The sequence below is a fragment of the Niveispirillum sp. KHB5.9 genome (assembly GCF_048066115.1).
Lineage (GTDB): Bacteria > Pseudomonadota > Alphaproteobacteria > Azospirillales > Azospirillaceae > Niveispirillum.
The window spans coordinates 46,507-72,861 of record NZ_JBLTYX010000004.1 but is presented as its reverse complement, the minus strand read 5'-3'; the positions used below and the strand labels follow the sequence as shown (position 1 = coordinate 72,861).

Below are 26,355 nucleotides of genomic sequence, written 5' to 3'. Positions count from 1 at the left end.
AGCAAAGTGCAAGTGGCGATGTTGAGAGCGAGCCGGACAGTAGCCCCCCAACGACATCCCGCATCTTCATGCGAAGGACACCCCCAAAATGCCCAAGGTTCTGATTTCCGACAGCCTGAGCCCCCGCGCCGTTGAGATTTTCAAGGAGCGCGGCGTCGAGGTCGATGTGAAGGTCGGCCTGAAGCCCGACGAGCTGAAGGCCATCATCGGCGAGTATGATGGTCTGGCTATCCGTTCCAACACCAAGGTGACCAAGGATATCCTGGCCGCCGCCACCAACCTGAAGGTTGTCGGCCGCGCCGGTATCGGCGTCGACAACGTGGACATCCCGGCCGCCACCGCCCGTGGCGTCGTCGTGATGAACACGCCGTTCGGCAACTCGATCACCACGGCCGAACATGCCATCGCCATGATGTTCGCCCTGGCCCGTGAGATCCCGGCCGCCAACGCCTCCACCCATGCCGGCAAGTGGGAAAAGAACCGCTTCATGGGCGTGGAGCTGTTCGGCAAGGTGTTGGGCGTCATCGGCTGCGGCAATATCGGCGGCATCGTCGCCGACCGCGCCATCGGTCTGAAGATGAAGGTCATCGCCTTCGACCCGTTCCTGTCGCCGGAGCGCGCCACGGAAATCGGCGTGGAGAAGGTGGAACTGGAAGACCTGCTTCGCCGTGCCGACTTCATCACCCTTCACACCCCGCTGACCGAGGCCACCAAGGGTGTCCTGGACGCCAAGGCCTTGGCCAAGACCAAGAAGGGCGTGCGCATCATCAATTGCGCCCGTGGCGGCCTGATCGTGGAAGAGGCTCTGCAGGCCGCCATCGAGGCCGGCCATGTCGCCGGTGCAGCACTTGACGTGTTCGCGGAGGAGCCGGCCAAGGCCCATCCGCTGTTCGGCAATGAGAAGGTCGTGGCCACCCCGCACCTGGGCGCCTCCACGACGGAGGCGCAGGAAAATGTCGCCCTGCAGGTGGCCGAGCAGCTGGCCGACTATCTGGTCAGCGGTGCGGTCGTCAACGCGCTGAACATGCCGTCGGTCACCGCCGAGGAAGCCCCGCGCCTGCGTCCCTACATGAAGCTGGCCGAACAACTGGGCGGCTTCGTGGGCCAGCTGATCGATGGCAGCCTGAAGGGCGTGACCATCGAGTATGAAGGCCAGGCCGCGACGCTGAACACCCGTCCGCTGACCGCCATCGTTCTGAAGGGCCTGCTGGGCCCGCTGATGGAATCGGTGAACATGGTCAACGCCCCCGTCATCGCCAAGGAGCGTGACATCAAGGTGGCGGAGACCAAGCGCGCCGTGGATGGCGATTACCACACGCTGGTCCGCATCATCGTGACCACGGACAAGGGCACCAGCAGCGTGACCGGCACCCTGTTCGGCGGTGACAAGCCGCGTCTGGTCGAGATCGACGAAGTGCCGATCGAAGCCGAAGTGACGCCCTTCATGCTGTTCGTCCGCAACGAGGACAAGCCGGGCTTCATCGGCAAGCTGGGCACGACGCTGGGCAATGAAAGCGTCAACATCGCCACCTTCCACCTGGGCCGCACGGCCCCGGGCGCTAATGCCATCTGTCTGGTGTCGGTCGATCAGAAGGTGGACGAGGCCCTGCTGGCCACCATCCGCGCCCTGCCCAGCGTGGTGCGCGCGACGGAACTGGCGTTCGCTTAAGTTTCACGCACCCGCGTGATGTGGAGAGGGGAGGGCGCAAGCTCTCCCCTTTTTCATTGCGGTGCCGCCTATCCGAAAGTGGTGCGCGATGTGGAAAATCGTAACCATGCCGTTCGATAGTTTGTGCTATGTAGTCTGTCGGACCCGGCAGGAACTGGGTTCAATACCGGGCAACCCATAGACGCAAGGCCTTTGCAGATGAAGTACGGCAGCGAATCGAGCACTCTCTCCGGCGCTGGCAAGAGCGAGGTTTCCTCCGCCTTGCAGGAAATCAGCCGTGAACTGGAAGGCCTGCGGACCGAAATTGAAAAGGTCGGCACGGTGGCGCAGCAGATCGACGCCATCGCCAAGCAGACCAACCTGCTGGCCCTGAACGCCACCATCGAAGCCGCCCGTGCGGGTGAAGCCGGCAAGGGCTTCGCCGTCGTGGCCGGCGAGGTGAAGAACCTGTCGGGCCAGACCGCCGCCGCCACGGCGGAAATCTCCGCCGTGCTGCAGAGCCTGACCAAGCGTACCCAGCATCTGGGCCAGCTGGTCGAGCGCGCCATCACCCACGCCTGATTTCGGCGCCGGGTTTGGACAAAGGGCGGTGCCGGCGACGGCGCCGCCTTTTCTTATTCGCAATGCTTCCCCCGCCTCACCGTTCGGACCCATACCCATGACACGCTCCAGGTAAAGTCGGGATTCATTGGGTCTTTAGCGTAAAAATCATGATTCCAACTAAATCATCATCTATCGATTTGATCAGCATGATAATTTTTTCGTCAGCTAGTATAAATTCGGTTTTGATTTTAATATTTTTCTGGCGAAGGAAATTTAACGTATCGTGTATTCCGGGTACATTGTTCACGTTACCATATTTTAATCTCCCCTCATAAAGTCTTACAAGATAACCGCTATCAGTATAGATTTCTGAGGAATTATCGACGCTAACTTGTTTCGAATCATTAACTATTTGAATAGCCTCTTTAATGATCGGCGCAAATCGAGCATTTTCCAGATGCTTTTCCAAGATGTTGACTGCATTCATTTTCTGTCTCCATCACATCAAGTGCAGATTGATTGTGTGGCGGGTGCATACGATTCCACTATGGATTTTTTGTATAAATTAGAAATCCAGTGAAATATAAAACATCTCCCTGGGTGCCATGATTAAAACTGCGTGCGATCAGAAATCAAGATCAGCATGGTCGATACTATTGTAAAGCATGACACTTTCAGGAATTGCATGCTATTTCGCTAAACATTGACGAATGCATCCTCTGCCCCACTGTTCGGAACCGCGCCCATGACCCGCCCCATCCTGATCATCGGTGCCGGCCCGGCGGGCCTGATGGCGGCTGAAATCCTGGGTCAAGCCGGCCATGCGGTGGAAATCCACGACGCCATGGCCAGCCCGGCGCGCAAGTTCCTGATGGCGGGCCGGGGCGGGCTGAACATCACCCATTCCGAACCGCTGGACCGGTTCATTACCCGCTATGGCGCTGCGCGGCCCTTCATGGACCCGCTGGTTCGTGCCTTCACACCCGCACAGCTGCGTGACTGGTGCCATGGGCTGGGGGTGGAGACCTTTGTCGGTTCTTCGGGCCGGGTTTTCCCCAAAAGCTTCAAGGCCTCCATCCTGCTGCGCGCCTGGTTGCAAAGGCTGGACGGACTGGGCGTGAAGCTCTTCACCCGCCATCGCTGGACGGGCTGGGCTGCCGACGGTGCCGTCAGTTTCGATACGCCGTCGGGCCCGCTCGCCGTCGAACCCGCGGCCACCCTGCTGGCGCTGGGTGGAGCCAGCTGGCCGCGCCTGGGCTCCGATGGCGGCTGGGCTTCGCTGCTGGCGGAAAAGGGCGTGCCGCTGGCACCGTTCCGCCCGTCCAACAGCGGTTTCGATGTGCCCTGGACGCCGGGTTTCCTGGAGCGGGGGGAGGGGGAGCCGCTGAAGCGAATCGCCATTGCCTTCAAGGACCGCACGGTACCGGGCGAACTGGTGGTGACGAAGACCGGTTTGGAGGGCGGGGCGCTCTACGCACTGTCCGCCCCCCTGCGCGATGCCATCGATCGGGAGGGCAGGGCCCTGGTGCATCTGGACCTGAAGCCCGACCTGTCGCTCGCCCAGGTGCAGAACAAGCTGGCCCGCGTGCCGCCGGCCGACAGTCTGGCCAACAAGCTGCGCAAGGGCCTGAGCTTGGGCCCGCCCATGGGTGCCCTGATCCGGGAATTCGCCGGTGATGCCGATCTGGGCCGGACGTCGGTGCTGTCGGGGCTGGTCAAGGCGCTGCCCGTGCCCCTGTCCGGACAGCGCGGGTTGGATCGCGCCATCTCGTCCGCCGGTGGTATCAAGCTGTCGGCGCTGGATGGCAACCTGATGCTGCGTGATGTCCCCGGCACCTTCGCCTGCGGGGAAATGCTGGATTGGGAGGCGCCGACGGGCGGCTATCTGCTCCAGGGCTGCTACGCTACCGCCGTGGCGGCGGCAAAGGGCGTGGAGCGATTCCTGACCCGATAGCCATGCCGCCGGTTCTTCAGCTGGCGATATGCCGTCTGGCGATCGCCGTCGTGTCGTCGGCGTCGCCGCTGGCGGGGATCACTTCCCACCGCATCTCCCCCAGATCATAGGCGGCCTGGCGGCGGACCACCTGGGCGGTGGCGTCCGACGCATCACCCCGGCGCCGCGCCACGCGCGCCATCGCCACCGCCTGATCGGCCACCAGCCACAGGCCGGTGAAGCCCAGCCCTGCCGCCCGCGTCACATCCTCTATGGCTTGCCGCTGATCGGGCCGCGCATAGACGGCGTCGCAGATGACCGCGTGATGCCCGTCCAGCACCAGACCCGCCTGTCCCGTCAGCTCCGCATAGGTCTGCGCGGCGTGATCGGGGCCATAGAAGCTTTCGGGCAGATGCTGGCTCTCTTCCACCCCGGCCAGCCGCTTGCGCAGCGCGTCCGATCGCAGGATCACCGCGCCCGGTGCCGGCCCCAATGTGGGGGCGAGCGCGCGGGCCAGCGTCGTCTTGCCCGTGCCCGACAGGCCGCCGATGGCGACCAGGGAAGGGGTCGGCGGGGCCAGCAGCCGGTTTGCCAGTTCCAGATAGGATGCCGCTTCCGCCGTCAGCAATGCCGCCTGCCGTGCATCACTTTGGCCAACAGCAGCCGATGCCGTCAGGTGCGCCCTGATGCCGGCCCGCACGGACATGAAAAGGGGTAGCAGCGACATGCCGGCCAGATCACCGGTGATGTCCAGATAGCGGTTGAACAGGATATTGGCCAGCCCGCGCAGCCGCCGATGTTCCAGATCCATCAGCAGGAAGGCCAGATCGTAGAGCACGTCGGTCACCGCGATGCGGTCGCCGAACTCCACGCAGTCGAACGGCACCGGCCGCCCCTCCAGCATCACGATATTGCGCAGATGCAGGTCGCCATGGCAGTGGCGGATATAGCCGGCATCGCGGCGCCGGTCGATCAGGTCCGCCCCCGCCGCCAGCGCCGTCTCCGTGGCCCGGTCCAGCCTGTCAACGCCTGTCGCATCGAACAGGGCACCATGCTTGCGCATCTCGCAGATATTGGTGCGGGCCAGATCGGCCATTTCCTCGGCACCCGGTGCCTTTGGCCTGGGTTCCGCCGTCTCGTGGAATTCGGCGATGATGGCGGCCAGGTCGCGCATGATGGAAGGCGACAGGGTGCCGTCGCCGGCCATACGGTCCAGCAGCGCCGCCTGGGGGAAGCGCTTCATGGTGATCAGATACTCGATCACCGACGGGTCGGGCCCGCCATCGGCAGCCACCGGCGCCTGTTCGACCAGCCGCACCTTGCCATCGGTCCCGCGCACCAGCCCGCCGACGCCCAGATACAGATCGGGTGCCGTCCGCCGGTTCAGCGCCAGTTCCGCCTCGCACGTGTCCAGCCGCTGCGACAGGGTGGCATAGTCGAAGAAGGGATAGGTCACGGCGCGCTTCATCTTGAAGGCGCGGCTGCCGGCCATGAAAATCCGGGCGGCATGCGTGTCGATACGATCGACAGACCCGCCCGGCGGCAGCCCATGCGTGGACGCGTCGGACAGCAGGGCAATGGCCAGGGTCTGGCCGCCCTCTCCGATCATCTCGCGGTCGCGTGCCGGACTGCTGTGCATGCGCAACACCCTTGTACTGATCTCACCTGTAAGCGAATGACGTTACAAGTAATCTATCGCCAGCCGGGCCCAGCTCAATTATTCTATCGCTTCAATCCGAAGCGTAATGCGGACTGATTATGTCCGCCATTACCCAATCGGCGTTGACAGATGTAACGGAGTTACCTCAACCTGCGACGCTGCGCCGCAGCAGAATGCCGCCTTCGCGTACAAGATGGAAGCCCCCATGCCGCTGGACCCCGCCATGCCCCAAGCCGCCGCCCCGTCCGATCTGGAGTTCCTGGGCACCACTACGGCCAAGGGGGCGTTGCTGTCCACCAAACAGGCGCGCTTCCCGGCACCCAAGGGACTGAATGTGCGGGCCCTGGCGTCGGATCTGATGGGCCAGTTGGACCGGTTCAGCGCCGAAGGTGAGAAGGACCCGTTCGCCAACCCCGTCATGCTGCTGGCGCTCGACATTTCCCGCCGCGTCGCGTCGGGGGAGTTGTCGCCCGGCGCCCTGGAACAGCTGATCCAGTATCTGTCGGCCGAAGGGTTCCTGGCCCGTTCCGCCCGTCTCTCCAATTATTTGGGTGAGGCATCGCCGGAAGCCAATGCCAGCCGCATGGAAGAGTTGCTGGACGTGGCCGCCGCCGGCAGCGGCGGCGACCCGCTGAGCTTCGAGGCGTTCCAGAAGCTGGTGGAGAAGGAGGTGTTCGGTATCGTTATTACCGCGCATCCCACCTTCAACCTGGCCGGCACGCAGATGGTGACCATGGCCTGCCTAGCCACGGGGCGCGACCAGAACGGCAAGCCATTGACGGCCGACGCACGCGAGGCGCTGATCCGCCAGATGGCGACTGCCGAACATGCGCCGGAAGACATGTCGCTGACGCGTGAACACGAACTCTCCCTGGACGCCATCGCCAATATCCAGATCGCCATCCGCACGCTTTACCGCGCCGTGCTGCGCGTGGGCCGCCGGCATTATCCGGAACGCTGGACGGAACTGACGCCGCGCCTGCTGACCGTGGCCAGCTGGGTCGGCTACGACCTGGACGGTCGGTCGGACATCCGCTGGTCCGACACGCTGCACAAGCGCCTGATCGTGCAGCAACGCCAGCTGCGCTATTACCTGTCCAATCTGCGCGACATCCGCGCCGGCGCGCCGGTGCTGGAGGATCTGCGCCACACGCTAGCCCTGATCGAGAGCCGGCTGGCCCTGGCGCTGAACCAGGTGACGGACGAGATCGCGGCCTTCGGCGGGTCGGAAGCCCAGGATTTGGAGCATCTGCGCCGCATCGCCAAGCGCATGCATGAAGGACTGCCGCTGCGTCTGGTCGATGCCACCGAGGCCATCGAATTCGTCAACCGTGCCATCCGCCTGTCCGCCGCGATCGAAGGCGACAAGGCCCTGGGCACGGTGGAACAGCTGGCCGTGCTGCGCGCCGAGCTGGCCACGTTCGGCCTGGGTATGGCCCATACCCATGTCCGCCTGAACAGCACCCAGGTGCATAACGCCATCCGCAAGGCCGTGGGCCTGGATACGGCGGCGGACGATCCGCGCTATCGCCAATCCTATCTGGCGACCCTGACCGACCTGCTGGACAAGGTGGAACCGGTCGATATCAATTTCGGCTCCGTCGTGGCCGAACGCACCAGCGCCAAGCGCCTGTTCATGGTCGTGGCGCAGATGCTGAAATATTCTGATGCGCGCACGCCCATCCGCTTCCTGATCGCCGAGAGCGAAAGCGCCTTCACGGTGCTGTCGGCGCTGTATTTCGCCAAGCTGTTCGGGGTGGAGGAACGGGTCGATATCAGCCCGCTGTTCGAGACGGAAAAGGCGCTGGAGACCGGCAGCCGCATCATCGAACAGCTGCTGGAGAACCCGCATTACCGCGCCTATGTGCAGAAGCGCGGGCGCCTGTGCATCCAGACCGGTTATTCCGATGCCGGCCGCTATCTGGGCCAGACGCCGGCCAGCGCGTCGATCGAACGTCTGCGCCTGCGCGTCATGCGCCTGTTCACCCGCCATGCGCTGAACAATGTGCAACTGGTGATCTTCGACACCCATGGTGAAAGCATCGGCCGTGGTGGTCATCCCGCCGGCCTGCATAACCGCCTGGCCTATGTCAGCCCACCGGCCACCCTGGCCTTTGCGGCGAAGCACAATATCGAGCTGAAGCAGGAGGTCAGCTTCCAGGGTGGCGACGGCTACACCTATTTCGTCACCCCGGCCTCGGCCCTGGCTGTGGTCACCCGCATCCTGGAATACATGATCGGCACGGCCAAGCCGGACCTGGATCATGATGTGTTCTATGCCAAGGGCGACTATATCCGGGAGTTCTTCACCACCGTGAAGACCTTCCAGGTCGGGCTGGTCGAGGACCCGAACTATGGCGAGCTGCTGGCCGCCTTCGGCACCAACCTGCTGTTCCCCAGCGGCAGCCGCGCCATCAAGCGCCAGCATGATGCCGCCCCCGACCCGGCGGCCCGCGTCATGGCCGGGCAGTTCCGCGCCATTCCGCACAATGCCGTGCTGTTGCAGATGGGTCTGGCCGCCAATGTCCTGTCGGGCGTGGGGGAGGCGATCGACCGTGATCCCGAACAGTTCCGCACGCTTTACTCCACCTCACCGCGCTTCCGGGAATTGATCGGCATCGTCGTCTATGGCACGGCGGTCAGCTGCCCCGACGCGCTGAAGGCCTATGTCGATACACTCGACCCCGGCCATTGGCTGACGCGCGCGGCGCGCACCGACAATCCGCTGGAAGCCGACGACATGCGCCGCATCGCGGCCGTGCTGGAGGAGACGCCGACCCAGGCCCGCCTGATCCGCATCTTCCGCAAGCTTTATCGCGATTATGGCGTGCTCCGGCAGAATCTGGAACGGGCTGGCGCGGCGCCCAAGCCCAATCCGGAACTGGACCGGCATCTGGCCCTGCTGCATGCCGTGCGCCTGTCGCTGATCCATCAGGTCTATCGCTTGGCCGTGCATATCCCGGAATTCTCCAGCCAGCACTCAATCACCAACCAGCGGCTGGTGACGCGTCTGCTGCACCTGGATATTCCCTGGGCGCTGGACCAGTTGGCCCGTATCTTCCCGGCGCGGACCGAGGCGACGCTGGATGATGGGTTCGGCGAAGTCGCGACCTATGTCAGCGATGAGAGCCAGGATTACAGCCAGGAGAACCAGAACATCTTCCGGCCGCTCGCCTCGCTCTATGAACTGATCCGCCGGACCAGCAACGCGCTGACGCAGCGGATCGGGTTCTTCGGGTAAGCTTCATTTCCGGGGCCTGCACCTGCACACTCACCCCCAATATCCCACATCCCGCTTCAGCTGCGGCGAGATGCCGTGGCGATAGGTTTCGCCGGCCAGCAGTTCGGTCAGGACCACCTGCAACTGCCCGGCCAGACCGGAAAAGGCGGTCATCCGGCGCGAGGGCGGCGTGGTGCGGGCAAACGCCAGGGTTTGCGGCCGCGGCGCGGCCCCATGGACCAAGTTCAGCTTTTGCATTGTCAGGGTTCCTTTCCGAACCGTCGGAGGGTGATGTCTTCCTTGACCTCTTTTTCGCCCATTCCGACCTGGACGACAAACGAGTAATCCCGATAGGATGCAATAACTGGCTTTGTGCGTGAGGCTCGGTTATGGACAAGCGTTTGCCCCCGTTGAACGCGTTGCGTGCCTTTGAATCGGCCGCGCGCCACCTGTCCTTCACCAAGGCCGCGGATGAGATGGCGGTGACCCAGGCGGCGGTGTCCTATCAGATAAGACAGCTTGAGGACCATATCGGGCGGGAGCTGTTCCGCCGCCTGACGCGCAAGCTGGAACTGACGCCGGCCGGGCTGGAATTGCAGGGGGCGGTGGAGGATGCGTTCGACCGTATCCGCTCCACCATGCATAAGCTGACCGACGCGGCGGAGGACAAGGTGCTGTCGGTGACGACCCTGCCCACCTTCGCCTCGCACTGGCTGGTACCACGCCTGGGCCATTTCCAGCTGCGCCGGCCGGATCTCGCCGTGCGGCTGGACAGTTCCGTCGGTTTGGGCGATCTCAGCCACCAGTTCGATATCGCCATCCGGTCGGGCCATGGGGAATGGCCGGGCACGGTGTCGGAAAAGCTGGTGCAATACCGGCTGACCCCGGTGATCAGCCCGATTCTGGCCGAACGTGTCGGCGGCATCCGCCACCCGTCGGACATCGCCCGCCTGCCGCTGCTGGACTATAACGACCAGGAGGATATCCGCTACTGGCACCAATGGTTCGCCCAGGCGGGCGTGGCCGTGGACCGGATGCGCAGTGGCCCGCAATATGACATGCAGTCGATCACGGGCCAAGCGGCGGTGATGGGCCAGGGCGTGGCCCTGGTCTGTCCCGCCTTCTTCGCCGCCGATATCGCATCGGGCCGGCTGGTGGTGCCGTTCCCGGATCAGGTGCTGGTCACCGACCGCTCCTATTGGCTGGTCTGTTCCCAGCGCCGGGTGGACGAGCCGAAGATCAAGGCCTTCCGGGAATGGATCTTGTCGGAGGTCAATGCCTGCGAAGGCCAGTGCGGGGCGCTGGGCGGGATATTGAATGTCGCGCTGGCGGGGCCGCGGCTGGTGGCCAACGGATAAAATCTACTCCGTGCGCCAGCCCATATAGACCGCTGTGCGTGCCGCCACAATACCGGCCAGGGCACCGGCGGCGGCCGGCAGCAGGGCCACGGCCGCGGCGATCAGGCCGCGTTCCAGCACGGGTAGGGGGGTGCTGCCCGGCGGGGGATAGGTCATGAGGTGTGCCAGCAGCACGCCGCCGGCCAGACCCAGCACGCCCAGGGCGGCCAGGCGCGGCAGGAAAAGGGCCAGGACAAAGGCCGAGGCGGCCAGGATGGCCAGCGTTCCGGACAGCGTGTCGGCGGTCAGGTCCCACAAGCCGGCACAGGCCCCGAGAAGGGCCGCCAGGCTGGACAGGACCAGGATTTTCATCGTGAAACTCATAACCGCCACCTTGTGATCATTCGCGCCAATTGGCGTCCATGAGATCAAGATGGGCGGAGATTGCGGCGAAACCCGGTCAAGCACCGGGCGGAGGCGGGGCGGGTTGGCGGATTTGCCATGGCCCGTCCCGCCTCCACCGGACTTGTCACAGCTTATACGTAAGTCGCATTGATCATGACCGCTGGTCACGATCAATGCCCTCAGGCGCCGGCGTGGCCATCCGGCCGCTTTGGCTTGTGCGCGCATGGGCGCGGGCGCTCAACGCGCCAACCAACCTGCGCGGCAGGTTGGTATTATTCAGCAGCAACGATCCCGCGCGACGGCGGCGTGAACATCGCCACCTTGGGCAGGGGGCGATCGGTGCGCACCGACGTGGCGTTGGACGGCAGGTTCATGGCGGCGCGGGTCAGTTCGGCATGTTCGCGCACCAGATTGCGCAGCACGGCCCAATGACGGCGGATGCTGTCTTCCACCTCGCGCAGGCGCATGTCGGGCTGGGCAGGTTCTGCCGTGAGGGCGGCAAGAATTTCCGCCAGGCCGACATTGTCCTTGGCGTCATCCAGCAGCCGCAGCCCGGCGGGCAACCCGTCGAAACCGCTCGCAGGCTTGGTCTCCTTGGTACGCAGGAAGGAGGCTGTCGGTTTGGCAACCCCAGGGCGCTGTAGTCGGTCGTGCATGTGGACCCTCCCGGTGAAAAGGACGGGAGGGTATAAGCAAGCCATATGCCGGTTTTTATTGGGAAAATTCTGCCGGGTGGCCACTGGCCTGGCGCCCGAGGGAACAAACACAAAGAAAACCCGCCAGCCCGGGGCGGGGCGGCGGGTTCAAGGCGGGGTCGTCGGCGGGATGGGAAAGGGATGGAACCCATCCGCCACTGAACGGGGAACGGTCAGTGATCAAACCCTAACCCGGACTTCGGCCCCGCGACTGTGACCCTGGTCACGCCGTACGCAGGTCGATCAATTCGCCATGCAGGGCGCAGGCAGGCACAGCGAACTCCACAATGGCGCGGGCCGTGTCGGCTGGCGTGGCAATGGTCGCCGCATCCTCCCCGGGGAAGGCCTTGGCGCGCAGGCCCGTGGCCACCGGGCCGGGATCGACCAGATTGATGCGCAGCTTGGTGTTCAGCGTTTCCGCCGCCCAGGTGCGGGCCATCATGTCCAGCGCCGCCTTGGATGCGGCATAGGCCGACCAGTAGGCCGTGGGCTCGCGCCCCACCCGGTCGGTCAGGAAGATCGCGCGGCCGGCATCGGACAGGCGCAGCAGCGGGTCGGTGGTGCGGATCAGGCGCATGCCGGCCGCGATGGACACGCCCATGACCTTGTCCCAATCCTTCGGATCGGAATGGGCGATGGGGCCCAGCGTGCCCAGCTGACCCGCGGCATGGACCAGCACATCCAGCCGGCCGAACCGCTCGTAAAGGGCCGGGCCGAGGCTGTCGAGCTTGGCGCTGTCCATCAGATCCTGCGGGATGATGGTGGCGGCCCCACCCAGCGCCTTGATCCGGTCGTCCAGTTCCTCCAGCGCGCCCAGAGTGCGGGCCAGCAGCACGACATGCGCACCTTCGCGCGCCAGTTGCTCGGCCACGGCGGCACCGATGCCGCGCGAGGCACCGGTGACAAGGGCGACACGGTCGGTCAGGCGCGGGGCGGTAAGGGCGGTCATGGCGGGTCTCTCGAAACGGGATTGCGCGGTTGCTTACCGCATTCACGCGCAAGGCGACAAGCGGCGGATCGACGCTGCGTCCAGCTGCTTTATCATTACGAAGTCAAAATGAATTGGGGGAGGTGCGGAACACCTCCCCCTTTCCATTGCGTATGTGGAACAAGCCTTACGACTTGCGGCTCCACCAGCCGCGCTTGGGCTTTTCCACCGTCGGGTTGACCTCGGTGGCCAGTTGCGCCGGCGTCGGGGCCGGTTCGGCCACCGGCTCCGCGACCGCTTCCGCCACCGGCTCGGCGACGGGTTCGGTCACGGCCTCGGCTGGTGCGGCCTCTGCTTCGGCGACCTTCTTGCGGCTGCGGGTGGCGCGCTTCTTCGGGGCCGGGGCCTCTTCCGCCACGGGGGCGGCAGGGGCTTCCTCGACCACGACGAGGGCGGCTTCAACCACCGGCGCTTCGGCCGGCGCGGTCTCCGCTTCGGCGACCTTCTTGCGGCTGCGGGTGGCGCGCTTCTTCGGGGCCGGGGCCTCTTCCGCCACGGGGGCGGCAGGGGCTTCCTCGACCACGACGGGGGCGGCTTCAACCACCGGCGCTTCGGCCGGTACGGCCTCTGCTTCGGCGACCTTCTTGCGGCTGCGGGTGGCGCGCTTCTTCGGGGCCGGAGCCTCCTCCGTGGCCATAGGCTCGGTCACCACCGGTTCGGCGGACGCAACCGGCTCTACCGCGACGGCGGGGGCTTCCTCGGCGGCGGCGGCCGGGGCTTCGCCCTCGGTCACACCTTCCTCGTCGCCCTCATCCTCACCGGCAGGATCGATCGTGCCATCCTCACGGCGGCCACGACGGCGACCACCACGTTTGCCACGACGGCGCTTCTTGCTGCGCTCATCCTCGCCAGCGGCGGCGGGGGCTTCACCCTCGGCGGCTTCGGTCGCCTCGCCTTCGGCAGCCGCTTCGGCTTCCTCACCGGCATCGCCTTCAGCCTCATCCTCGGCCTCACCGGCCTCGGGTGCGCCACCATTCTCGCCGCGCTCACCACGACGGCGGCGGCGACGGCGGCGACGGCCACGATCACCATCCCGGTCGCCGCGGCCTTCACCGCGCGCCTGCGGCTTGGTTTCCTGGACTTCGTCCTCCGCCTCGATCTCGGTAGCTTCCACCTCGGCTTCAGCTTCCTCGATCTCGATGGCGCGTTCGGTCTGGGCCATCACCCGCTCGGCGCTGACCGGTGCCGCGGCCACGACATCGTCGGCGGCGGTGCGGGCACGGATGCGATCGATATGGTGGCTGGGGCCCATCAGCTTGTCATCAGACAACAGATAGACGCGCAGCCCATGGCGCCGCTCGATATCCGCCAAAGCCTCGCGCTTGTGGTTCAGGATATAGAGCGTGACATGGGTGGCGCAGGTGACCGTGATCTCGGCCGACCGCTTGCGGATACCCTCTTCCTCCACGGCGCGCAGCACGGCGAGAGCCGCACTCTCCAGGCTGCGGACCATGCCGGTGCCCTGGCAATGCGGGCAGCGTTCGAAGTTGATCTCCTGGAGCGACGGGCGCAGGCGCTGACGCGACAGCTCCAGCAGGCCGAAGGCGGAGATGCGGCCCAGCTGGATGCGGGCACGGTCCGCCTTCATGGCGTCCTTGATGCGCTTTTCGACGGCCGCGTTGTTGCGCGGGTCTTCCATGTCGATGAAGTCGACAACGACCAGACCGGCCAGATCGCGCAGGCGCAGCTGGCGGGCCACCTCTTCGGCGGCTTCCAGGTTGGTGCGGACCGCCGTCTCTTCGATATTCCGCTCCTTGGTGGAACGGCCCGAGTTCACGTCGATGGCGACCAGCGCCTCGGTCTGGTTGATGACGATGTACCCGCCCGAGCGCAGCTGGACGACGGGGTTGAACATCGTCTCGATGGCCCCTTCCACCTGGAACCGGTGATAGAGCGGGATCGAGGTGTCGTTATAGAGCTGGATCTTCTTGGCGTGGCTGGGCATCAGCATGCGCATGAAATCCTTGGCCACCCGGTACCCGGCCTCACCCTCGACATGCACTTCATCGATGTCGCTGGAATAGAGGTCGCGGATGGTGCGCTTGATGAGGTTGGCTTCCTCATAGATCAGCGCCGGGGCCACGGATTGCAGCGTCGTCTCGCGGATGCTGTCCCATAGGCGCATCAGGTACTCAAGATCGCGGCGGATTTCCGGCTTGGACCGCTCGATGCCGGCGGTGCGCAGGATGACCGACATGCCCGACGGGATGTCGAAATCCTCCAGCATCTCCTTCAGGCGCTTGCGGTCGGCCGGGTTGGTGATCTTGCGGCTGATGCCGCCGCCACGCGGCGTGTTGGGCATCAGCACGGCGTAACGGCCGGGCAGCGACAGGTAGGTGGTGAGAGCGGCACCCTTGTTGCCGCGCTCTTCCTTCGTCACCTGCACCAGCAGGATCTGGCGGCGCTTGATGACTTCCTGGATCTTGTAGGATTTCAGCGGACGGCGGCGCTGCTGGTTGCTGCTGTGGTGGTGGGGACGTTCCTCCACCTCTTCCTCGACGCTCTCCTCGCTGCCTTCGGCCTGGGCGGGCTGGGGACGGTAGCGGCGGTTGCGCTCGCGGCCCGAGGAATGCACGAAGGGCGAGCCTTCGCCGGCATCGGCCGTCTCACCATCGGCGTCGCCGCCGGTATGCTCATCCTCAGGCAGTACGCCTTCGGCGTCGCCGGCTTCCACGACATCGGCCGCGTCACCGATCAGGGGCTCGCCCGCATCCTCGGTCACGATGGGGGCCGGGGCCGCACCTCCGATCTCTTCGGGCGGCAGGGTGGCGGGAGCTTCCTCGATATGGCCGTTCTCGGCGATATCATCCTCGCCACGCTCGGCGCGGGCCTCCCGCTCTTCCGCCAGCTCCTGCTGCTCGCGCAGCAGCGCCTCACGGTCGGCGACCGGGATGCGGTAATAGTCGGGGTGGATTTCGGAGAAGGCCAGGAAACCGTGACGGTTGCCGCCATATTCCACGAACGCCGCCTGAAGCGACGGTTCGACCCGGATGACCCGGGCCAGATAGATATTGCCCTTGAGCTGCTTCCTGGAGGCGATCTCGAAATCAAGCTCTTCCAGGCGGTTACCATTGACCACGACGACCCGGGTTTCCTCCGGATGCGTGGCATCGACAAGCATACGCTTGGCCATATGTCTTCCCCGTGGCAAGGGGCACCGCAGCCTCCGCGCGACGGGACGGAACAACGGGCCCTGCCACCATAGCGGTGCGAGGCTTGTCGGCAAAGGCGGGGAGGGTCATCGAACAGCGCGCCGACCAAAGCCCGGTGAGGGACCCAGGGGACGCAGCCAGGATGGACCAGCGCCGATGCCGGGCCCGTGCCGAATGAACCGGACAGGCCAGCCTCAAGGTTTCCACTGCACCGCGCGCCGCTGGGGTCGAACCCTTGTGGCGTCACATCCAGGGGGCGCTGCCAAGTCGGCAAACATGGCCGGCGGCGGGTCCCCAAGGGCGACGCCGATGCCCGTTTCAGGGCCCTGGCGAAGCGCGGTTTGTCGCGACTGTCACCATAAACACACACCCCCCTGTTCCACAACGATAGAATTGCGACCGGCGTGTTTGTTCACACCGATTCCCGGAGCCATCTTCAGCCCTGCCGATACCAATTGAGTCATCGGGTGATGATAGCCGTTGAAGTCACTGATTCGACGTGCTTATAGTGCCATTGAACAGATCGCCATTTTCGATTCGCCCGAAGGGGGAAGGGCAACCGTGCCGCAAAACGGGGCAATCCGGGCCATGGCCGCAAGGTCGGCGTCAACGGCGCGTGCGCTGTTGGCTTGGCTGCTGTGCCTAGGCTTTGTGATGGCAGCATGGGCCCAGGGGCCGGTACAGACGGCGTCGGTGGCATCCTCCCTCTCCGCGCCGGGCGCGGCCCGCATCGGGGCCGCCCGGCTGGGCGATCATGGCGACAAGACCCGCTTCGTTCTGGAACTGACACGCGACGCGCCCTTCGCCATCCTGCCCGACGCCAATGGCGTGGTGGTGGAGATGGAAGCGGCGCTGGATGCCGTCCTGCCGCCGCCCAAGGGGCTGGTGCGGGCCGTCGGCGTGCGGGCGGGGGCCAAGGCCGGGCGGCTGCGCCTGGTGCTGACCACCAATGGCCCGGTGCGCGTGCTGTTGGCCGAGGTGATCCCGCCGCGCGACGGCATGCCGCCCCGTTTCATCATGGATCTGGCTGCCGGCACGGCCGGGCCCGGTGCCGTTCTGACGCCGGCCAGCGTCACGACGCTGAACCCGCCGGTGCCCAAGGAAAAGCCCAAGCCACCCCTGCCGATGATCGTCATCGATCCCGGCCATGGCGGCCAGGACCCCGGTGCCATCGCCGTGGGTGGCGGGTATGAGAAGGACCTCACGCTGGCCATGGCCAAGGAGGTGCGGCGCCAGCTGCTGGCCACCGGCCGCTATCGCGTGGCCCTGACCCGCGACAAGGATATGTTCATCCCGCTGCGCGACCGGCCGGCCATTGCCCGGGCCAAGGGTGCCGACCTGTTCATCTCGCTCCATGCCGACAGCATCACATCGAAGCAGATACGCGGCCTGTCCATCTACACCCTGTCCGACAAGGCATCGGACAAGGAGGCGGAGATGCTGGCCCAGCGCGAGAACCAGTCCGACGCCATTGTCGGCATGGACCTGTCGGGCCATCGTGCCGACGTGGCCAATATCCTGATCGGCCTGTCGCAGCGTGATACGATGAACCAGTCGCGCCGCTTCGCCGCCACCCTGCTGAAAAGCCTGGACCCCAACATCGCCGTGCTGCCCGGCCCGTTGCGCTCGGCCGGTTTCGCCGTGCTGACCGCGCCCGACGTGCCAGCCGTGCTGGTGGAAATGGGGTACCTGTCACACAGTCAGGATGCCAAGCTGCTGTCCAGCGATACCCATCGCAAACGCATGGCCTCATCGCTCCTGCGCGCCGTGGATGGCTACTTTGCCGGCAATGCGTCCTCACCGCGGTCATGACCGCGACATAATCCGGTTTGCATTGTTATACTGCTGATGTGGCGCCGCCCCCGACCGGGCGGCGCTTGTTCTATGGGCCTTTGCCGGCCGGTTGGGGTGTTGTGAGCATGAATCGCGTCGTGAAGGGCCTGTTGATCGCCGGTGTCTCGCTGGGTGTGCTGGGTGTGGCCACCGCCGGGGGTGCCTGGGTCTATTTCAGCAAGGATCTGCCCGACCATACGACGCTGGCCAATTACAACCCGTCGGTTGCCACCCGCGTGCATGCCGGCGACGGCCGCTTGGTGGCGGAATTCGCCAGTGAACGCCGCGTCTTCGTGCCCATTGCCGCCATCCCCAAGCGGGTCAGCAACGCCTTCGTCTCCGCCGAGGACCAGAATTTCTATACCCATCACGGGGTGGATTGGTTCGCCGTGGTCCGCGCCCAGCTTCAGAATGTGAAGAATATCGGCCAGGGCCGCCGACCCATCGGCGCCAGCACCATCACCCAGCAGGTGACGCGCATCTTCCTGTTGTCGAACGAGGTCTCCTACGTCCGCAAGATCAAGGAAGCCATCCTGTCCGGCCGCCTGGAAGAGGCGATGGGCAAGGACAAGATCCTTGAAATCTATATGAATGAGATTTTTCTGGGCAATCGCGCCTATGGTGTGGGTGCCGCCGCCCTGAACTATTTCAACAAGTCGATGGATGAGCTGACCATTGCGGAGGCGGCCTTCCTGGCCAGCCTGCCCAAGGCGCCGGATCGTTATTACCGCGAGCGTCACCGCGATGCCGCCATCGCACGCCGCAACTATGTCATCGGCCGCATGCAGGAGGATGGCTATATCACCGCGCAAGAGGCGGACGCCGCCCGTGCCGAGCCGCTGAATTTCGCCGACCGCTCCAACGACAGCAATGTCCGCGCCGACTATTTCGTGGAGGAGGTGCGGCGCGAGCTGGCCAAGCTCTATGGCGAGCAGACGCTCTATGCCGGTGGCCTGTCGGTGCGCACCACGCTGGACCCGGATATTCAGGCCGCCGCGTCGACGGCGCTGCGCAACGGGTTGCTGGCCTATGACCGCCGCGACGGTTGGCGCGGACCCATCACCCGGTTCGACAATCTGGCCGGCTGGCAGGAACAGCTGGAGGATGTCCGCGCTCCGGCCGGGGGTGAGGAATGGGACCTGGCCGTCGTGCTGTCGACCGGGGCTGACGCGGTGGAGGTCGGCATGCCCGACGGGTCCACGGGCCAGATCCCGCTGTCGGAACTGAAATGGGCGCGCAAGGTCAAAGACGGCAAGTTCGTCGGTCCCAGTATCCAGAAGGCGTCCGACGCCCTGTCGCCGGGGGAGGTGGTGTTCGTGGAGGCGCTGGACGACAAGGCCCGTACCCTGGGCCTGCGCCAGATCCCGGAGGTGCAGGGGGCGCTTGTCGCCATGGACCCGCATACGGGTCGCGTCCTGGCCATGTCCGGCGGGTTCAGCGCCCGGATCAGCGTGTTCAACCGCGCCACCCAGGCCTATCGCCAGCCCGGTTCCGCCTTCAAGCCGTTCGTCTATCTGGCCGCATTGGATGAGGGCTTCACACCCAGTACCCTGGTACTGGACGCCCCCTTCGCGCTGGACCAGGGTGGCGGTCTGGGCAAGTGGAAGCCATCCAACTACACCGAGAAATATTACGGCCCCACGCCGTTGCGGGTGGGGATCGAGAAGTCGCGTAACGTCATGACCGTGCGTCTGGCCCAGTATATCGGCATGGACAAGGTGGTGGATGTCGCCCACCGCTTCGGCATCAAGGATGATCTCCAACCCACCCTGGCCATGGCGCTGGGGGCGGGGGAGACGACGGTACTGCGCCTGACGGCCGCCTATTCCATGCTGGTCAATGGCGGGCGCAAGATCGACCCCAGCTTCATCGACCGGGTGCAGGACAAGGCCGGCAAGACCGTCTATCGCCATGACAACCGCGACTGCGCCGGCTGTCGCAGCCCGTTGGTGACGGAGGTTGCGGCGGCCCCCGCTTCCCCCGGCGTGGTGCCGGTATCGATGCCCGCCCCGGTTCCGGCGGAACCCGTGCTGGCCGCCGATCCGAACGTGCTGCCCCTGATTCCCGACACGCGCGAACAGATCGCCGATCCGCGCAGCGTCTATCAGATCGTCTCCATGCTGGAAGGTGTGGTGCAGCGGGGTACCGGTGTACGTTTGCGGGAGATCGGCAAGCCGCTGGCTGGCAAGACCGGCACCACCAACGATGCCATGGACGCCTGGTTCGTCGGTTTCTCCCCCGACTTGGCCGTGGGCGTGTTCGTCGGGTACGACCAGCCGCGATCGATGGGCGATCATGAAAGCGGCTCCACCATCGCCGTGCCCATCGTGAAGGATTTCATGGGTGCCGCGCTGAAGGATGCGCCGGCCACGCCGTTCCGCGTGCCGCCGGGTTTGCAGCTGGTCCGTGTCGATGCGGAAACGGGCCGCCCGGCATCGCCCGGCCAGCGCAACGCCATCTGGGAAGGGTTCATTCCCGGCACGGAACCGCGCGGCCAGCAGGGGGTGCTGGATGGCAGCGATGGCGGTGCCAGCTTCGTCCAGGGCCAGCCGGGCGCCACGCCGGGGCAGCCGCAGCCCACCGTGGGTACGGGCACGGGCGGGGTTTACTGATCCCGTCCCAGGCACAAGGGAATCCGAATCCCGCCTCGGAATTCAATTCTTAATTTGTCTTTCGGTGTCATGTGACCAATTCGTCATCCTTTTGACATCAATAATTCGTTAACCATTATCGTCTTCGTTTGTCTGCTGGACAGTCGCGTTTGCCTTTGTATAGTGCCGGTCCTTTTGCCGACGCACCTGCCCATGCCTGCCGACCGCCACACCCCACTTTCCTTCAGCCGCCTGCATATCGTCCGCACCGCGGGCGGGTCCGATGCCTTGCGCCGGGGGCTGGCCGCGCTGTCCGATGCCGACATAAGGCATCTGGCCCGGTCGTTGGAATTCCAGGGTGTGCTGGAGGGGGACGCTCCCGACCTGCTGGACACCTTGCGCCCGCGCCTGCGCGACCTGCGGCCGGAACGGGTCGGGTCGGTGGAGCGCATGTGCTGGCGCCCGCTGGAACGGTTCCTGACCGACGAACCCGACATCGTGCCCGACGCGCCCTGGATCGTGCCGCGCCGCCTGCTGCGCCCCTTGTGGGAACTGGTGGAGGCGGCGAACGCTGATCTGGTGGACCAGTTGCGCCGCCGCCACCTGACGGCCTGTTTCGATGGCGACCAGATGGCGCTGGACCAGGTGGCCCATCAGGTCACCGATCTTGCTGCCTTCATCCTGAACAATGCCGCCAATATCCCGGCCCGCCTGAAACTGTCGGTGCATGAAGCGGCGGTGGTGCGGTTCGCGGCGCGGGTGCTGAAATGGCACCGGCTGGTCATGCCCAATGTCCGCTATTTCCAGCAATCCCAAGCCCGCCAGACCGATCAGGTGCAGGCCCTGCGCCTCTATTCCAACTGGTATGGCGTGTTCGAACTGCTGGATACGCAGTTCGACCTCTATGTCCTGTATCTGTTCGAGATGACGCCCAATCCCGTGGATGTCATCGATGCCTTCCCTTTCTATTTCGACACGCTGACGGAACCGGTGGGCTTGGCCGTGCAGTGGCTGCACCATCGGCTGGACAATCTGGCGGCCGATCTGGCCACGCTGCTGTCCCGCCCGCCGCGCACCCAGCCGACGGAGGTCCTGCTGGACCTGGCCGACCGGGTATTCACCCTGAACCGGCTGGTCACCCGCCTGCGCCGCATCCCCCTGTTCGGCACGGAAGGGGCGGGGGCGGAAGGGGTGACAGCCCTGCTGCGCGGCCGCCTGGGCTTCGACAGCGTCGAACGGCTGGGCGAGGGTCTGATGGACTGGCTGCACGATGTGCTGGTGGGGCCGGCGGAAAAGCGCATGCGCGCCACCATGGTGCTGGGCCCGCTGGCCGGCATCTATCCGGCCCTGCTGATGCTGATCGACAGCGGGGAGCGCGGCAGCCGCGCCTACCGGCTGCGCGTACGCCTGGGCGACAAGGCGGTGGATGACGTGGACCGCTATCTGCGCAGTCACGAAATGGCCCCCAACGCCCGCCACGCCACCGCCGCCAACATCGCACCGCTGATGGACATGTGCCGCGCCTTCGGCAAGGCGGAGGCGGTGACGGAACTAGAGCGACGGCTGCGGCGGTAAGGGTTATGTAGTTAAAGGAAGAGACGAAAGAAATCCGCCGCTTCGGCTTCAAGAGAGTTCATATCTTCGACATCAGTATCTTTCAGATATTGGCGTGCCCCGGTGTGAGGGCTCAGCGCTTCGCTATAGATTCTACCGCCGCTCCATATGACCAACTCGGCGATAATATTCTTTCCATCCACCGTCATCGTTACGGAACGGTTGTCGCATTCGAGATTTTCCTTCACCTCGCAAACGAAACCAACCCTCCCCAGAGAATCCGCCTTGCCATGGCACCATGCCATCACTTCAGAAAGTGACAGATGAGGACTCCCGGAAATGTTCATTCCCTTTGTCACACCCGATACGCCAACCGCACCGACCCCCAATGCTTGCCCGCCACGATGATGGGGGCCGAACAATCCTTCATCAGGGCGAAACTGCCGTTGCCCATGTCACGGCGATAGGCTTGCAGCAGGAAGGTTTTCGTGTTGCGCCCGGCGGCCAGCCCCACCCGGTCGTCGAAGATGCGGCGGTTGCGGCAGTTGGCGGTGTTCCAGGCCACGTCGCCCGGCCGCTGCGGCTGGCTGAATTTGCGGTTATGCGTGGGCAGATAGCCGTTGCGGTCCACGGCGGCGCAGAACACCACCTTGTCCGACAATGACAGCGCCGGTTCCTGGATGTCGGGCAGCAGCCGGTCGGTCAGGTCGAGAAAACGGGTGCGGTGCTGGACCGGATCGGTGCCGGGAATGGGCTGATAGCTGTCATCGAACAGGTCGGCGACACTGACCACGCCTTCCGCCACCGCACGCTCGAACCCGGCGGCCACGCGGGCGGCGATCTCGCGCACCGTGCGGATATAGGGCGTGTCCACCGTTTCCACATCCAGTTCGGCCGAATGCCCGATCAGCCTTTCCGACGTGGCCAGCAGCTTGTTCAACCGGTCACCGGCCACGGACAGGCTGGCAGCGCTGTCCTTCACGTCGCCGGCCAGCCCGTCGATGCGGCCATCGACGGCGTCGATGGAACTGGCGATGGCGCGGGCGGCGCGGTCGATCTGGTCCTGCTGGCTATCGACCTCCGCCATGGCCTTGTCCAGCGTGTTCATCACATCGCCGATGCGGGTGGTGTCGTTGCGCACGGCGGTGGCCTTGGCGGCACCGGCGGCACCCTTGGCCGACAGGTCCTTCACCTGCTGGCCCAGGTCGCGCATGGTGGCGTCGATCTCCTGCGTCGCCTCCGCCGTCTTGTTGGCCAGGGCCTTGACCTCCGTCGCCACCACGGCGAAGCCGCGCCCGGCATCGCCGGCCCGTGCCGCCTCGATCGTCGCGTTCAGCGCCAGCAGGTTGGTCTGCTTAGCGATGGTGTTGATCTCCGCCGCCACCCGGCCGACGCGGGTCAGCGCCTCGGTCAGGCCGGAAAGCTGCCGCTCGATGCCGTTCACATCCTCCGCCAGGGCGCGGATATCGGCCAGGGCATGATCCACTTGGCTCCGGCTTTGCGCCACCTCGCGCCGGGCGCGGATGGTGGCGTCACGGGCGGCCGACGCGGCTTCGGTGACGCGGGTATTGCCGCCGGCCATCTCATGCGCCTGATGGCGCAGCTCCTCGAAAATGGCGGCCTGGCGGGCGATGCGGGTGGAAACATCGCCGACATGGCCGGCGACATCGGCGATGGCGACGCCCAGCGTTCCCACCTCCTGTGCCAGTTCGGCGATGGCATTTTGCGTTCTATGTGCAGACGTGGCGGTATCCCGCCAAGGCGTGGCGTGGTCCATGTTTCCTCCCAACTCCTGCGCCATTGTCGTTCCTTTTTTGGGTGGAACCGGCTTTGTGCTTATAAGGCACAAGCATCTCATCCTTTCCTGTCCGAAGGTAGATCGCCTTTGGTCGATAATTTCCTAAAACGCCTGTAATTTTACCCGGTTCTTTTACTAAAACGTGTTACTCCGGTTTGTGCTTGTTCCCTCAGGCACCGGGCGGGCGCATCCGCGCCCTTGGCTTACGCCGCACGTGCGGCGGGCTGGCGGTCGCCAGCCTGTACAGGTGTACGTGCCCTCTGTGGCAGCCATGTGCGGGGGCGGCATCTGTCCCCAGGGGCGCGCGATGGACATGCGCGCCGGGGATTGCCATAAATCCCGCGACAAGAACCCAGGGCCTCGGCGATCGGGGTCGCACAATAACGGATGGTCATTCCCATGGCTGATACGCAGTTCGACCTCGTCGTCATCGGTGCCGGTCCCGGCGGTTACGTCGCCGCCATTCGCGCCGCCCAGCTGGGCATGCGCGTGGCCGTCGTGGAAAAGCGCAAGACGCTGGGCGGCACCTGCCTGAATGTCGGCTGCATCCCGTCCAAGGCGCTGCTGGTCGCGTCGGAGAAGTACAGCGAGGCCAAGCACCATCTGGGCGCCTTCGGCGTGAAGGTGTCGGGCGTGGAACTGGACCTGCCCGGTGTGATGAAGCACAAGGACGAGGTGGTGAAGTCCAACGTCACCGGCGTGGATTTCCTGTTCAAGAAGAACAAGATCACCCGTCTCACCGGTCTGGGCTCGATCAAGGCCGCCGGCACCGTGACCGTCACCAAGGACGACGGTTCGACGGAAGATGTCGCCACCAAGAACATCCTGATCGCCACCGGTTCCGACGTCGCCCCCCTGCCTGGCGTGACCATCGATGAGAAGACCATCGTGTCCTCCGACGGCGCCATCGCCCTGGACAAGGTGCCGGGTCGCCTGGTCGTCATCGGCGGCGGCGTCATCGGCCTGGAACTGGGTTCGGTGTGGCAGCGCCTGGGGTCACAGGTCACCGTGGTCGAATTCTTCGACCGCATCCTGCCGACGATGGATGGCGAAGTGTCCAAGCAGATGCAGCGTATCCTGGGCAAGCAGGGTATGGGCTTCAAGACCTCCACCAAGGTCACGTCCGCCGTGAACGAGGGCGGTACGGTCAAGCTGACGCTGGAAGCGGCGGCCGGCGGCAATGCCGAAACCATCGAGGCCGATATCGTCCTGGTCGCCATCGGCCGCCGTCCCTTCACCACCGGCCTGGGCCTGGAAGCCGTCGGCGTGGCACTGGATGAGCGCCGCCGCGTGAAGATCGACCATCATTTCCAGACCAACGTCCCCGGCATCTACGCCATCGGCGACGTGGTGGCCGGTGCCATGCTGGCCCATAAGGCCGAGGAAGAGGGCGTGGTCTTCGCCGAGATCCTGGCCGGCCAGACGGGCCATGTGAACTACGATGCCATCCCCGGCGTCGTTTATACGTGGCCGGAAGTGGCCTCGGTCGGCAAGACCGAGGAGCAGCTGAAGGCCGAGGGTGTCGCCTACAAGGCCGGCAAGTTCCCCTTCACCGCCAATGGTCGCGCCCGTTCGATGAACGCCACCGACGGTTTCGTGAAGATCCTGGCCGATGCCAAGACAGACCGCATCCTGGGTGCCCATATCATCGGCGCCTGCGCCGGCGAGATGATCGAGGAACTGGGCTTGGCGATCGAGTTCGGCGCCTCGGCCGAGGATATCGCCCGCACTAGCCACGCCCACCCGACTCTGACCGAGGCCATCAAGGAAGCGGCCCTGGCCGTGGATGGCCGCGCCATCCATATGTGATCGCGGTTTGCGGTTTAGCGTTGCGAAGGGCCGGGGCGAAAGCTCCGGCCCTTTTGCTTTGCGCCATCACGACGGCTTCATGGGATGTACAAATTATGGTACAAATGTTGATGGTGAGGTGAGCGGAGGTCCCCATGGATGTGGTGAATTACAGCACTGCGCGCCAGAACTTGGCTGGCCTGATGGACAAGGTGACCCAGGATCGGACGCCCGTCGTGGTCACGCGTCAGGGGGCGGAGGATGTGGTGCTGATGTCCATGAGCGAGTTCGAGGGCTGGCAGGAAACTGTTCACCTGCTCAACTCGCCCAAGAATGCCGAGCATCTTCGGCGGTCGATCGAACAGCTGGATGCCGGCCGGACGGTCGAATGGACCGATCCTGAATGAAGGTCATCTTTTCCGGCGACGCGTGGGAGGATTACCTAGCATGGCAGGCGCAGGCTCCAGACGTCGCCGGACGTATCAATGAACTGCTGCAAAGTGTCCGCCGTACACCCTTCAGCGGCATCGGCAAGCCGGAACCCTTGAAAGGCATGCTCAGCGGCTTCTGGTCACGCCGGATCGCGCAGGAACACCGATTGGTATACCGGGTTGCCGGTACCGGCGCTGATCAGAGGGTGGAGATCGCCTCCTGCCGCCGGCATTACTGATCGGGCTCGTCCTGCTCCTCGGCCTTCTTCAAGAAATCCAGTGCCCCTTGCAGGATGTAGGCGGCGGCCATCTTGTCCACCACCTCGTCCCGCCGCTTCCGGGTCATGTCCCATTCGATCATCATGCGGTCGACGGCGGACGTGGACAGCCGCTCGTCCCAGAAGGCGATCTCCGGTTCGACATTGGCGAAGAATTGCGGGCGCAGCAGCAGGTTGCGGGCGAACTCGCGCACCGACTCACAGCGCGGCCCCTCCGTCCCGTCCATGTTGACCGGCAGGCCGATGACCAGGCCGCGCACGTCGCGGTCCTTCATGGCGCGGGCCAGTTCCTGCGCATCCTGGGTGAATTTGGTGCGCTTGATGGTGCCGATGGGCGAGGCCACGGTGAAACCGGGGTCGCAGACCGCCATACCGATGGTCTTTTCACCGATATCGAGCCCGATCAGCCGGGCGTGGCGCGGCATGACCGCCTTCAGTTCCACAAGGTTGCGGATGGACATGATGGGATGCTAGCTTCCT

General features: G+C 65.0%; 21 protein-coding genes. 11 read left to right on the top strand and 10 right to left on the bottom strand.

Translation table 11 applies throughout. The features are described from left to right. Window positions 1–88 precede the first annotated feature (88 nt). Both serA and ACM9HJ_RS09130 read left to right on the top strand, forming a co-directional pair. A complete protein-coding gene (serA, locus tag ACM9HJ_RS09135; protein WP_416571407.1) occupies window positions 89–1,669 on the top strand; it encodes a phosphoglycerate dehydrogenase in 1,581 nt (526 codons plus the stop codon). Between the two features lie 198 nt (window positions 1,670–1,867). Next, window positions 1,868–2,230, top strand: a complete 363-nt coding sequence (locus tag ACM9HJ_RS09130; protein WP_416571406.1) for a methyl-accepting chemotaxis protein — start codon at window positions 1,868–1,870, stop codon at window positions 2,228–2,230. A 124-nt stretch (window positions 2,231–2,354) separates the two neighbouring features. Here ACM9HJ_RS09130 and ACM9HJ_RS09125 read toward each other — a convergent pair whose 3' ends face one another. Beyond that, a complete protein-coding gene (locus ACM9HJ_RS09125) occupies window positions 2,355–2,699 on the bottom strand; it encodes a hypothetical protein (RefSeq protein WP_416571405.1) in 345 nt (114 codons plus the stop codon). A gap of 258 nt (window positions 2,700–2,957) precedes the next feature. Here ACM9HJ_RS09125 and ACM9HJ_RS09120 point away from each other — a divergent pair, with 258 nt between their 5' ends. Next, on the top strand, window positions 2,958–4,166 hold the full coding sequence (locus tag ACM9HJ_RS09120) for a TIGR03862 family flavoprotein (protein ID WP_416571404.1): 1,209 nt from the start codon (window positions 2,958–2,960) through the stop codon (window positions 4,164–4,166). 16 nt (window positions 4,167–4,182) lie between these two features. On the opposite strand, the gene ACM9HJ_RS09115 is transcribed toward ACM9HJ_RS09120, so the two are convergent. Beyond that, entirely contained in the window at window positions 4,183–5,784 is a 1,602-nt protein-coding gene (locus ACM9HJ_RS09115) for an AAA family ATPase (RefSeq protein WP_416571403.1), read from the bottom strand. A gap of 226 nt (window positions 5,785–6,010) precedes the next feature. Here ACM9HJ_RS09115 and ACM9HJ_RS09110 point away from each other — a divergent pair, with 226 nt between their 5' ends. Then, on the top strand, window positions 6,011–9,046 hold the full coding sequence (locus ACM9HJ_RS09110) for a phosphoenolpyruvate carboxylase (RefSeq protein WP_416571402.1): 3,036 nt from the start codon (window positions 6,011–6,013) through the stop codon (window positions 9,044–9,046). Between the two features lie 30 nt (window positions 9,047–9,076). On the opposite strand, the gene ACM9HJ_RS09105 is transcribed toward ACM9HJ_RS09110, so the two are convergent. Next, the gene (locus tag ACM9HJ_RS09105; protein WP_416571401.1) at window positions 9,077–9,283 is read right to left on the bottom strand and encodes a hypothetical protein; all 207 of its coding nucleotides are present in this window, start codon (window positions 9,281–9,283) and stop codon (window positions 9,077–9,079) included. A 131-nt stretch (window positions 9,284–9,414) separates the two neighbouring features. Here ACM9HJ_RS09105 and gcvA point away from each other — a divergent pair, with 131 nt between their 5' ends. Next, window positions 9,415–10,383 carry a transcriptional regulator GcvA gene (gene gcvA / locus ACM9HJ_RS09100; protein WP_416571400.1) on the top strand — a complete coding sequence of 323 codons (969 nt, stop codon included), beginning with the start codon at window positions 9,415–9,417 and terminating at the stop codon, window positions 10,381–10,383. Window positions 10,384–10,386: 3 nt separating this feature from the next. On the opposite strand, the gene ACM9HJ_RS09095 is transcribed toward gcvA, so the two are convergent. The 4 genes from ACM9HJ_RS09095 to ACM9HJ_RS09080 form a co-directional block, all read right to left on the bottom strand. Next, on the bottom strand, window positions 10,387–10,746 hold the full coding sequence (locus ACM9HJ_RS09095) for a hypothetical protein (RefSeq protein ID WP_416571399.1): 360 nt from the start codon (window positions 10,744–10,746) through the stop codon (window positions 10,387–10,389). 293 nt (window positions 10,747–11,039) lie between these two features. Then, window positions 11,040–11,423: a hypothetical protein gene (locus tag ACM9HJ_RS09090; RefSeq protein ID WP_416571398.1), complete on the bottom strand. Its 384-nt coding sequence runs from the start codon at window positions 11,421–11,423 to the stop codon at window positions 11,040–11,042. A 262-nt stretch (window positions 11,424–11,685) separates the two neighbouring features. After that, complete coding sequence (locus ACM9HJ_RS09085; RefSeq protein WP_416571397.1) at window positions 11,686–12,411, bottom strand: SDR family NAD(P)-dependent oxidoreductase; 726 nt, start codon at window positions 12,409–12,411, stop codon at window positions 11,686–11,688. A gap of 166 nt (window positions 12,412–12,577) precedes the next feature. Beyond that, entirely contained in the window at window positions 12,578–15,583 is a 3,006-nt protein-coding gene (locus ACM9HJ_RS09080; protein ID WP_416571396.1) for an Rne/Rng family ribonuclease, read from the bottom strand. Between the two features lie 673 nt (window positions 15,584–16,256). Here ACM9HJ_RS09080 and ACM9HJ_RS09075 point away from each other — a divergent pair. From ACM9HJ_RS09075 to ACM9HJ_RS09065, 3 genes are all read left to right on the top strand, one after another. Further along, window positions 16,257–17,414, top strand: a complete 1,158-nt coding sequence (locus ACM9HJ_RS09075; RefSeq protein ID WP_416571395.1) for an N-acetylmuramoyl-L-alanine amidase family protein — start codon at window positions 16,257–16,259, stop codon at window positions 17,412–17,414. 107 nt (window positions 17,415–17,521) lie between these two features. Next, entirely contained in the window at window positions 17,522–20,047 is a 2,526-nt protein-coding gene (locus tag ACM9HJ_RS09070; RefSeq protein ID WP_416571394.1) for a penicillin-binding protein 1A, read from the top strand. Window positions 20,048–20,239: 192 nt separating this feature from the next. Next, window positions 20,240–21,601, top strand: coding sequence for a hypothetical protein (locus ACM9HJ_RS09065; protein ID WP_416571393.1), 1,362 nt, complete (start codon window positions 20,240–20,242; stop codon window positions 21,599–21,601). Between the two features lie 11 nt (window positions 21,602–21,612). On the opposite strand, the gene ACM9HJ_RS09060 is transcribed toward ACM9HJ_RS09065, so the two are convergent. Beyond that, complete coding sequence (locus tag ACM9HJ_RS09060) at window positions 21,613–21,927, bottom strand: hypothetical protein (protein WP_416571392.1); 315 nt, start codon at window positions 21,925–21,927, stop codon at window positions 21,613–21,615. Window positions 21,928–21,935: 8 nt separating this feature from the next. Beyond that, the gene (locus ACM9HJ_RS09055; RefSeq protein ID WP_416571391.1) at window positions 21,936–23,357 is read right to left on the bottom strand and encodes a methyl-accepting chemotaxis protein; all 1,422 of its coding nucleotides are present in this window, start codon (window positions 23,355–23,357) and stop codon (window positions 21,936–21,938) included. 420 nt (window positions 23,358–23,777) lie between these two features. Between ACM9HJ_RS09055 and lpdA the strand changes: the two genes are divergently transcribed. The 3 genes from lpdA (at window position 23,778) to ACM9HJ_RS09040 (ending at window position 25,836) form a co-directional block, all read left to right on the top strand. Beyond that, a complete protein-coding gene (lpdA, locus tag ACM9HJ_RS09050) occupies window positions 23,778–25,187 on the top strand; it encodes a dihydrolipoyl dehydrogenase (protein WP_416571390.1) in 1,410 nt (469 codons plus the stop codon). A gap of 134 nt (window positions 25,188–25,321) precedes the next feature. Next, window positions 25,322–25,573 (top strand): type II toxin-antitoxin system Phd/YefM family antitoxin, encoded by a 252-nt coding sequence (locus ACM9HJ_RS09045; RefSeq protein ID WP_416571389.1) that lies wholly within the window; start codon window positions 25,322–25,324, stop codon window positions 25,571–25,573. After that, window positions 25,570–25,836 (top strand): Txe/YoeB family addiction module toxin, encoded by a 267-nt coding sequence (locus ACM9HJ_RS09040; protein WP_416571388.1) that lies wholly within the window; start codon window positions 25,570–25,572, stop codon window positions 25,834–25,836. The genes ACM9HJ_RS09045 and ACM9HJ_RS09040 overlap by 4 nt, the downstream gene beginning before the upstream one ends. Here ACM9HJ_RS09040 and ruvX read toward each other — a convergent pair. Continuing rightward, entirely contained in the window at window positions 25,830–26,336 is a 507-nt protein-coding gene (gene ruvX, locus ACM9HJ_RS09035; RefSeq protein ID WP_416571387.1) for a Holliday junction resolvase RuvX, read from the bottom strand. The genes ACM9HJ_RS09040 and ruvX overlap by 7 nt on opposite strands. Window positions 26,337–26,355: the final 19 nt, after the last annotated feature.

Excerpts from the sequence above, each read along its gene's own strand:
- ACM9HJ_RS09115 (WP_416571403.1), bottom strand. The coding sequence starts at position 5,784 with ATGCACAGCAGTCCGGCACGCGACCGCGAGATGATCGGAGAGGGCGGC.
- ACM9HJ_RS09070 (WP_416571394.1), top strand. The coding sequence starts at position 17,522 with ATGAATCGCGTCGTGAAGGGCCTGTTGATCGCCGGTGTCTCGCTGGGT.
- ACM9HJ_RS09060 (WP_416571392.1), bottom strand. The coding sequence starts at position 21,927 with ATGAACATTTCCGGGAGTCCTCATCTGTCACTTTCTGAAGTGATGGCA.
- ACM9HJ_RS09125 (WP_416571405.1), bottom strand. The coding sequence starts at position 2,699 with ATGAATGCAGTCAACATCTTGGAAAAGCATCTGGAAAATGCTCGATTT.
- ACM9HJ_RS09110 (WP_416571402.1), top strand. The coding sequence starts at position 6,011 with ATGCCGCTGGACCCCGCCATGCCCCAAGCCGCCGCCCCGTCCGATCTG.
- ACM9HJ_RS09040 (WP_416571388.1), top strand. The coding sequence starts at position 25,570 with ATGAAGGTCATCTTTTCCGGCGACGCGTGGGAGGATTACCTAGCATGG.
- ACM9HJ_RS09045 (WP_416571389.1), top strand. The coding sequence starts at position 25,322 with ATGGATGTGGTGAATTACAGCACTGCGCGCCAGAACTTGGCTGGCCTG.
- ACM9HJ_RS09075 (WP_416571395.1), top strand. The coding sequence starts at position 16,257 with ATGGCAGCATGGGCCCAGGGGCCGGTACAGACGGCGTCGGTGGCATCC.
- ACM9HJ_RS09085 (WP_416571397.1), bottom strand. The coding sequence starts at position 12,411 with ATGACCGCCCTTACCGCCCCGCGCCTGACCGACCGTGTCGCCCTTGTC.
- ACM9HJ_RS09120 (WP_416571404.1), top strand. The coding sequence starts at position 2,958 with ATGACCCGCCCCATCCTGATCATCGGTGCCGGCCCGGCGGGCCTGATG.
- gcvA (WP_416571400.1), top strand. The coding sequence starts at position 9,415 with ATGGACAAGCGTTTGCCCCCGTTGAACGCGTTGCGTGCCTTTGAATCG.
- ACM9HJ_RS09055 (WP_416571391.1), bottom strand. The coding sequence starts at position 23,357 with ATGGACCACGCCACGCCTTGGCGGGATACCGCCACGTCTGCACATAGA.
- ACM9HJ_RS09065 (WP_416571393.1), top strand. The coding sequence starts at position 20,240 with ATGCCTGCCGACCGCCACACCCCACTTTCCTTCAGCCGCCTGCATATC.
- ACM9HJ_RS09130 (WP_416571406.1), top strand. The coding sequence starts at position 1,868 with ATGAAGTACGGCAGCGAATCGAGCACTCTCTCCGGCGCTGGCAAGAGC.
- serA (WP_416571407.1), top strand. The coding sequence starts at position 89 with ATGCCCAAGGTTCTGATTTCCGACAGCCTGAGCCCCCGCGCCGTTGAG.
- ACM9HJ_RS09090 (WP_416571398.1), bottom strand. The coding sequence starts at position 11,423 with ATGCACGACCGACTACAGCGCCCTGGGGTTGCCAAACCGACAGCCTCC.
- lpdA (WP_416571390.1), top strand. The coding sequence starts at position 23,778 with ATGGCTGATACGCAGTTCGACCTCGTCGTCATCGGTGCCGGTCCCGGC.
- ACM9HJ_RS09095 (WP_416571399.1), bottom strand. The coding sequence starts at position 10,746 with ATGAGTTTCACGATGAAAATCCTGGTCCTGTCCAGCCTGGCGGCCCTT.
- ruvX (WP_416571387.1), bottom strand. The coding sequence starts at position 26,336 with ATGTCCATCCGCAACCTTGTGGAACTGAAGGCGGTCATGCCGCGCCAC.
- ACM9HJ_RS09080 (WP_416571396.1), bottom strand. The coding sequence starts at position 15,583 with ATGGCCAAGCGTATGCTTGTCGATGCCACGCATCCGGAGGAAACCCGG.
- ACM9HJ_RS09105 (WP_416571401.1), bottom strand. The coding sequence starts at position 9,283 with ATGCAAAAGCTGAACTTGGTCCATGGGGCCGCGCCGCGGCCGCAAACC.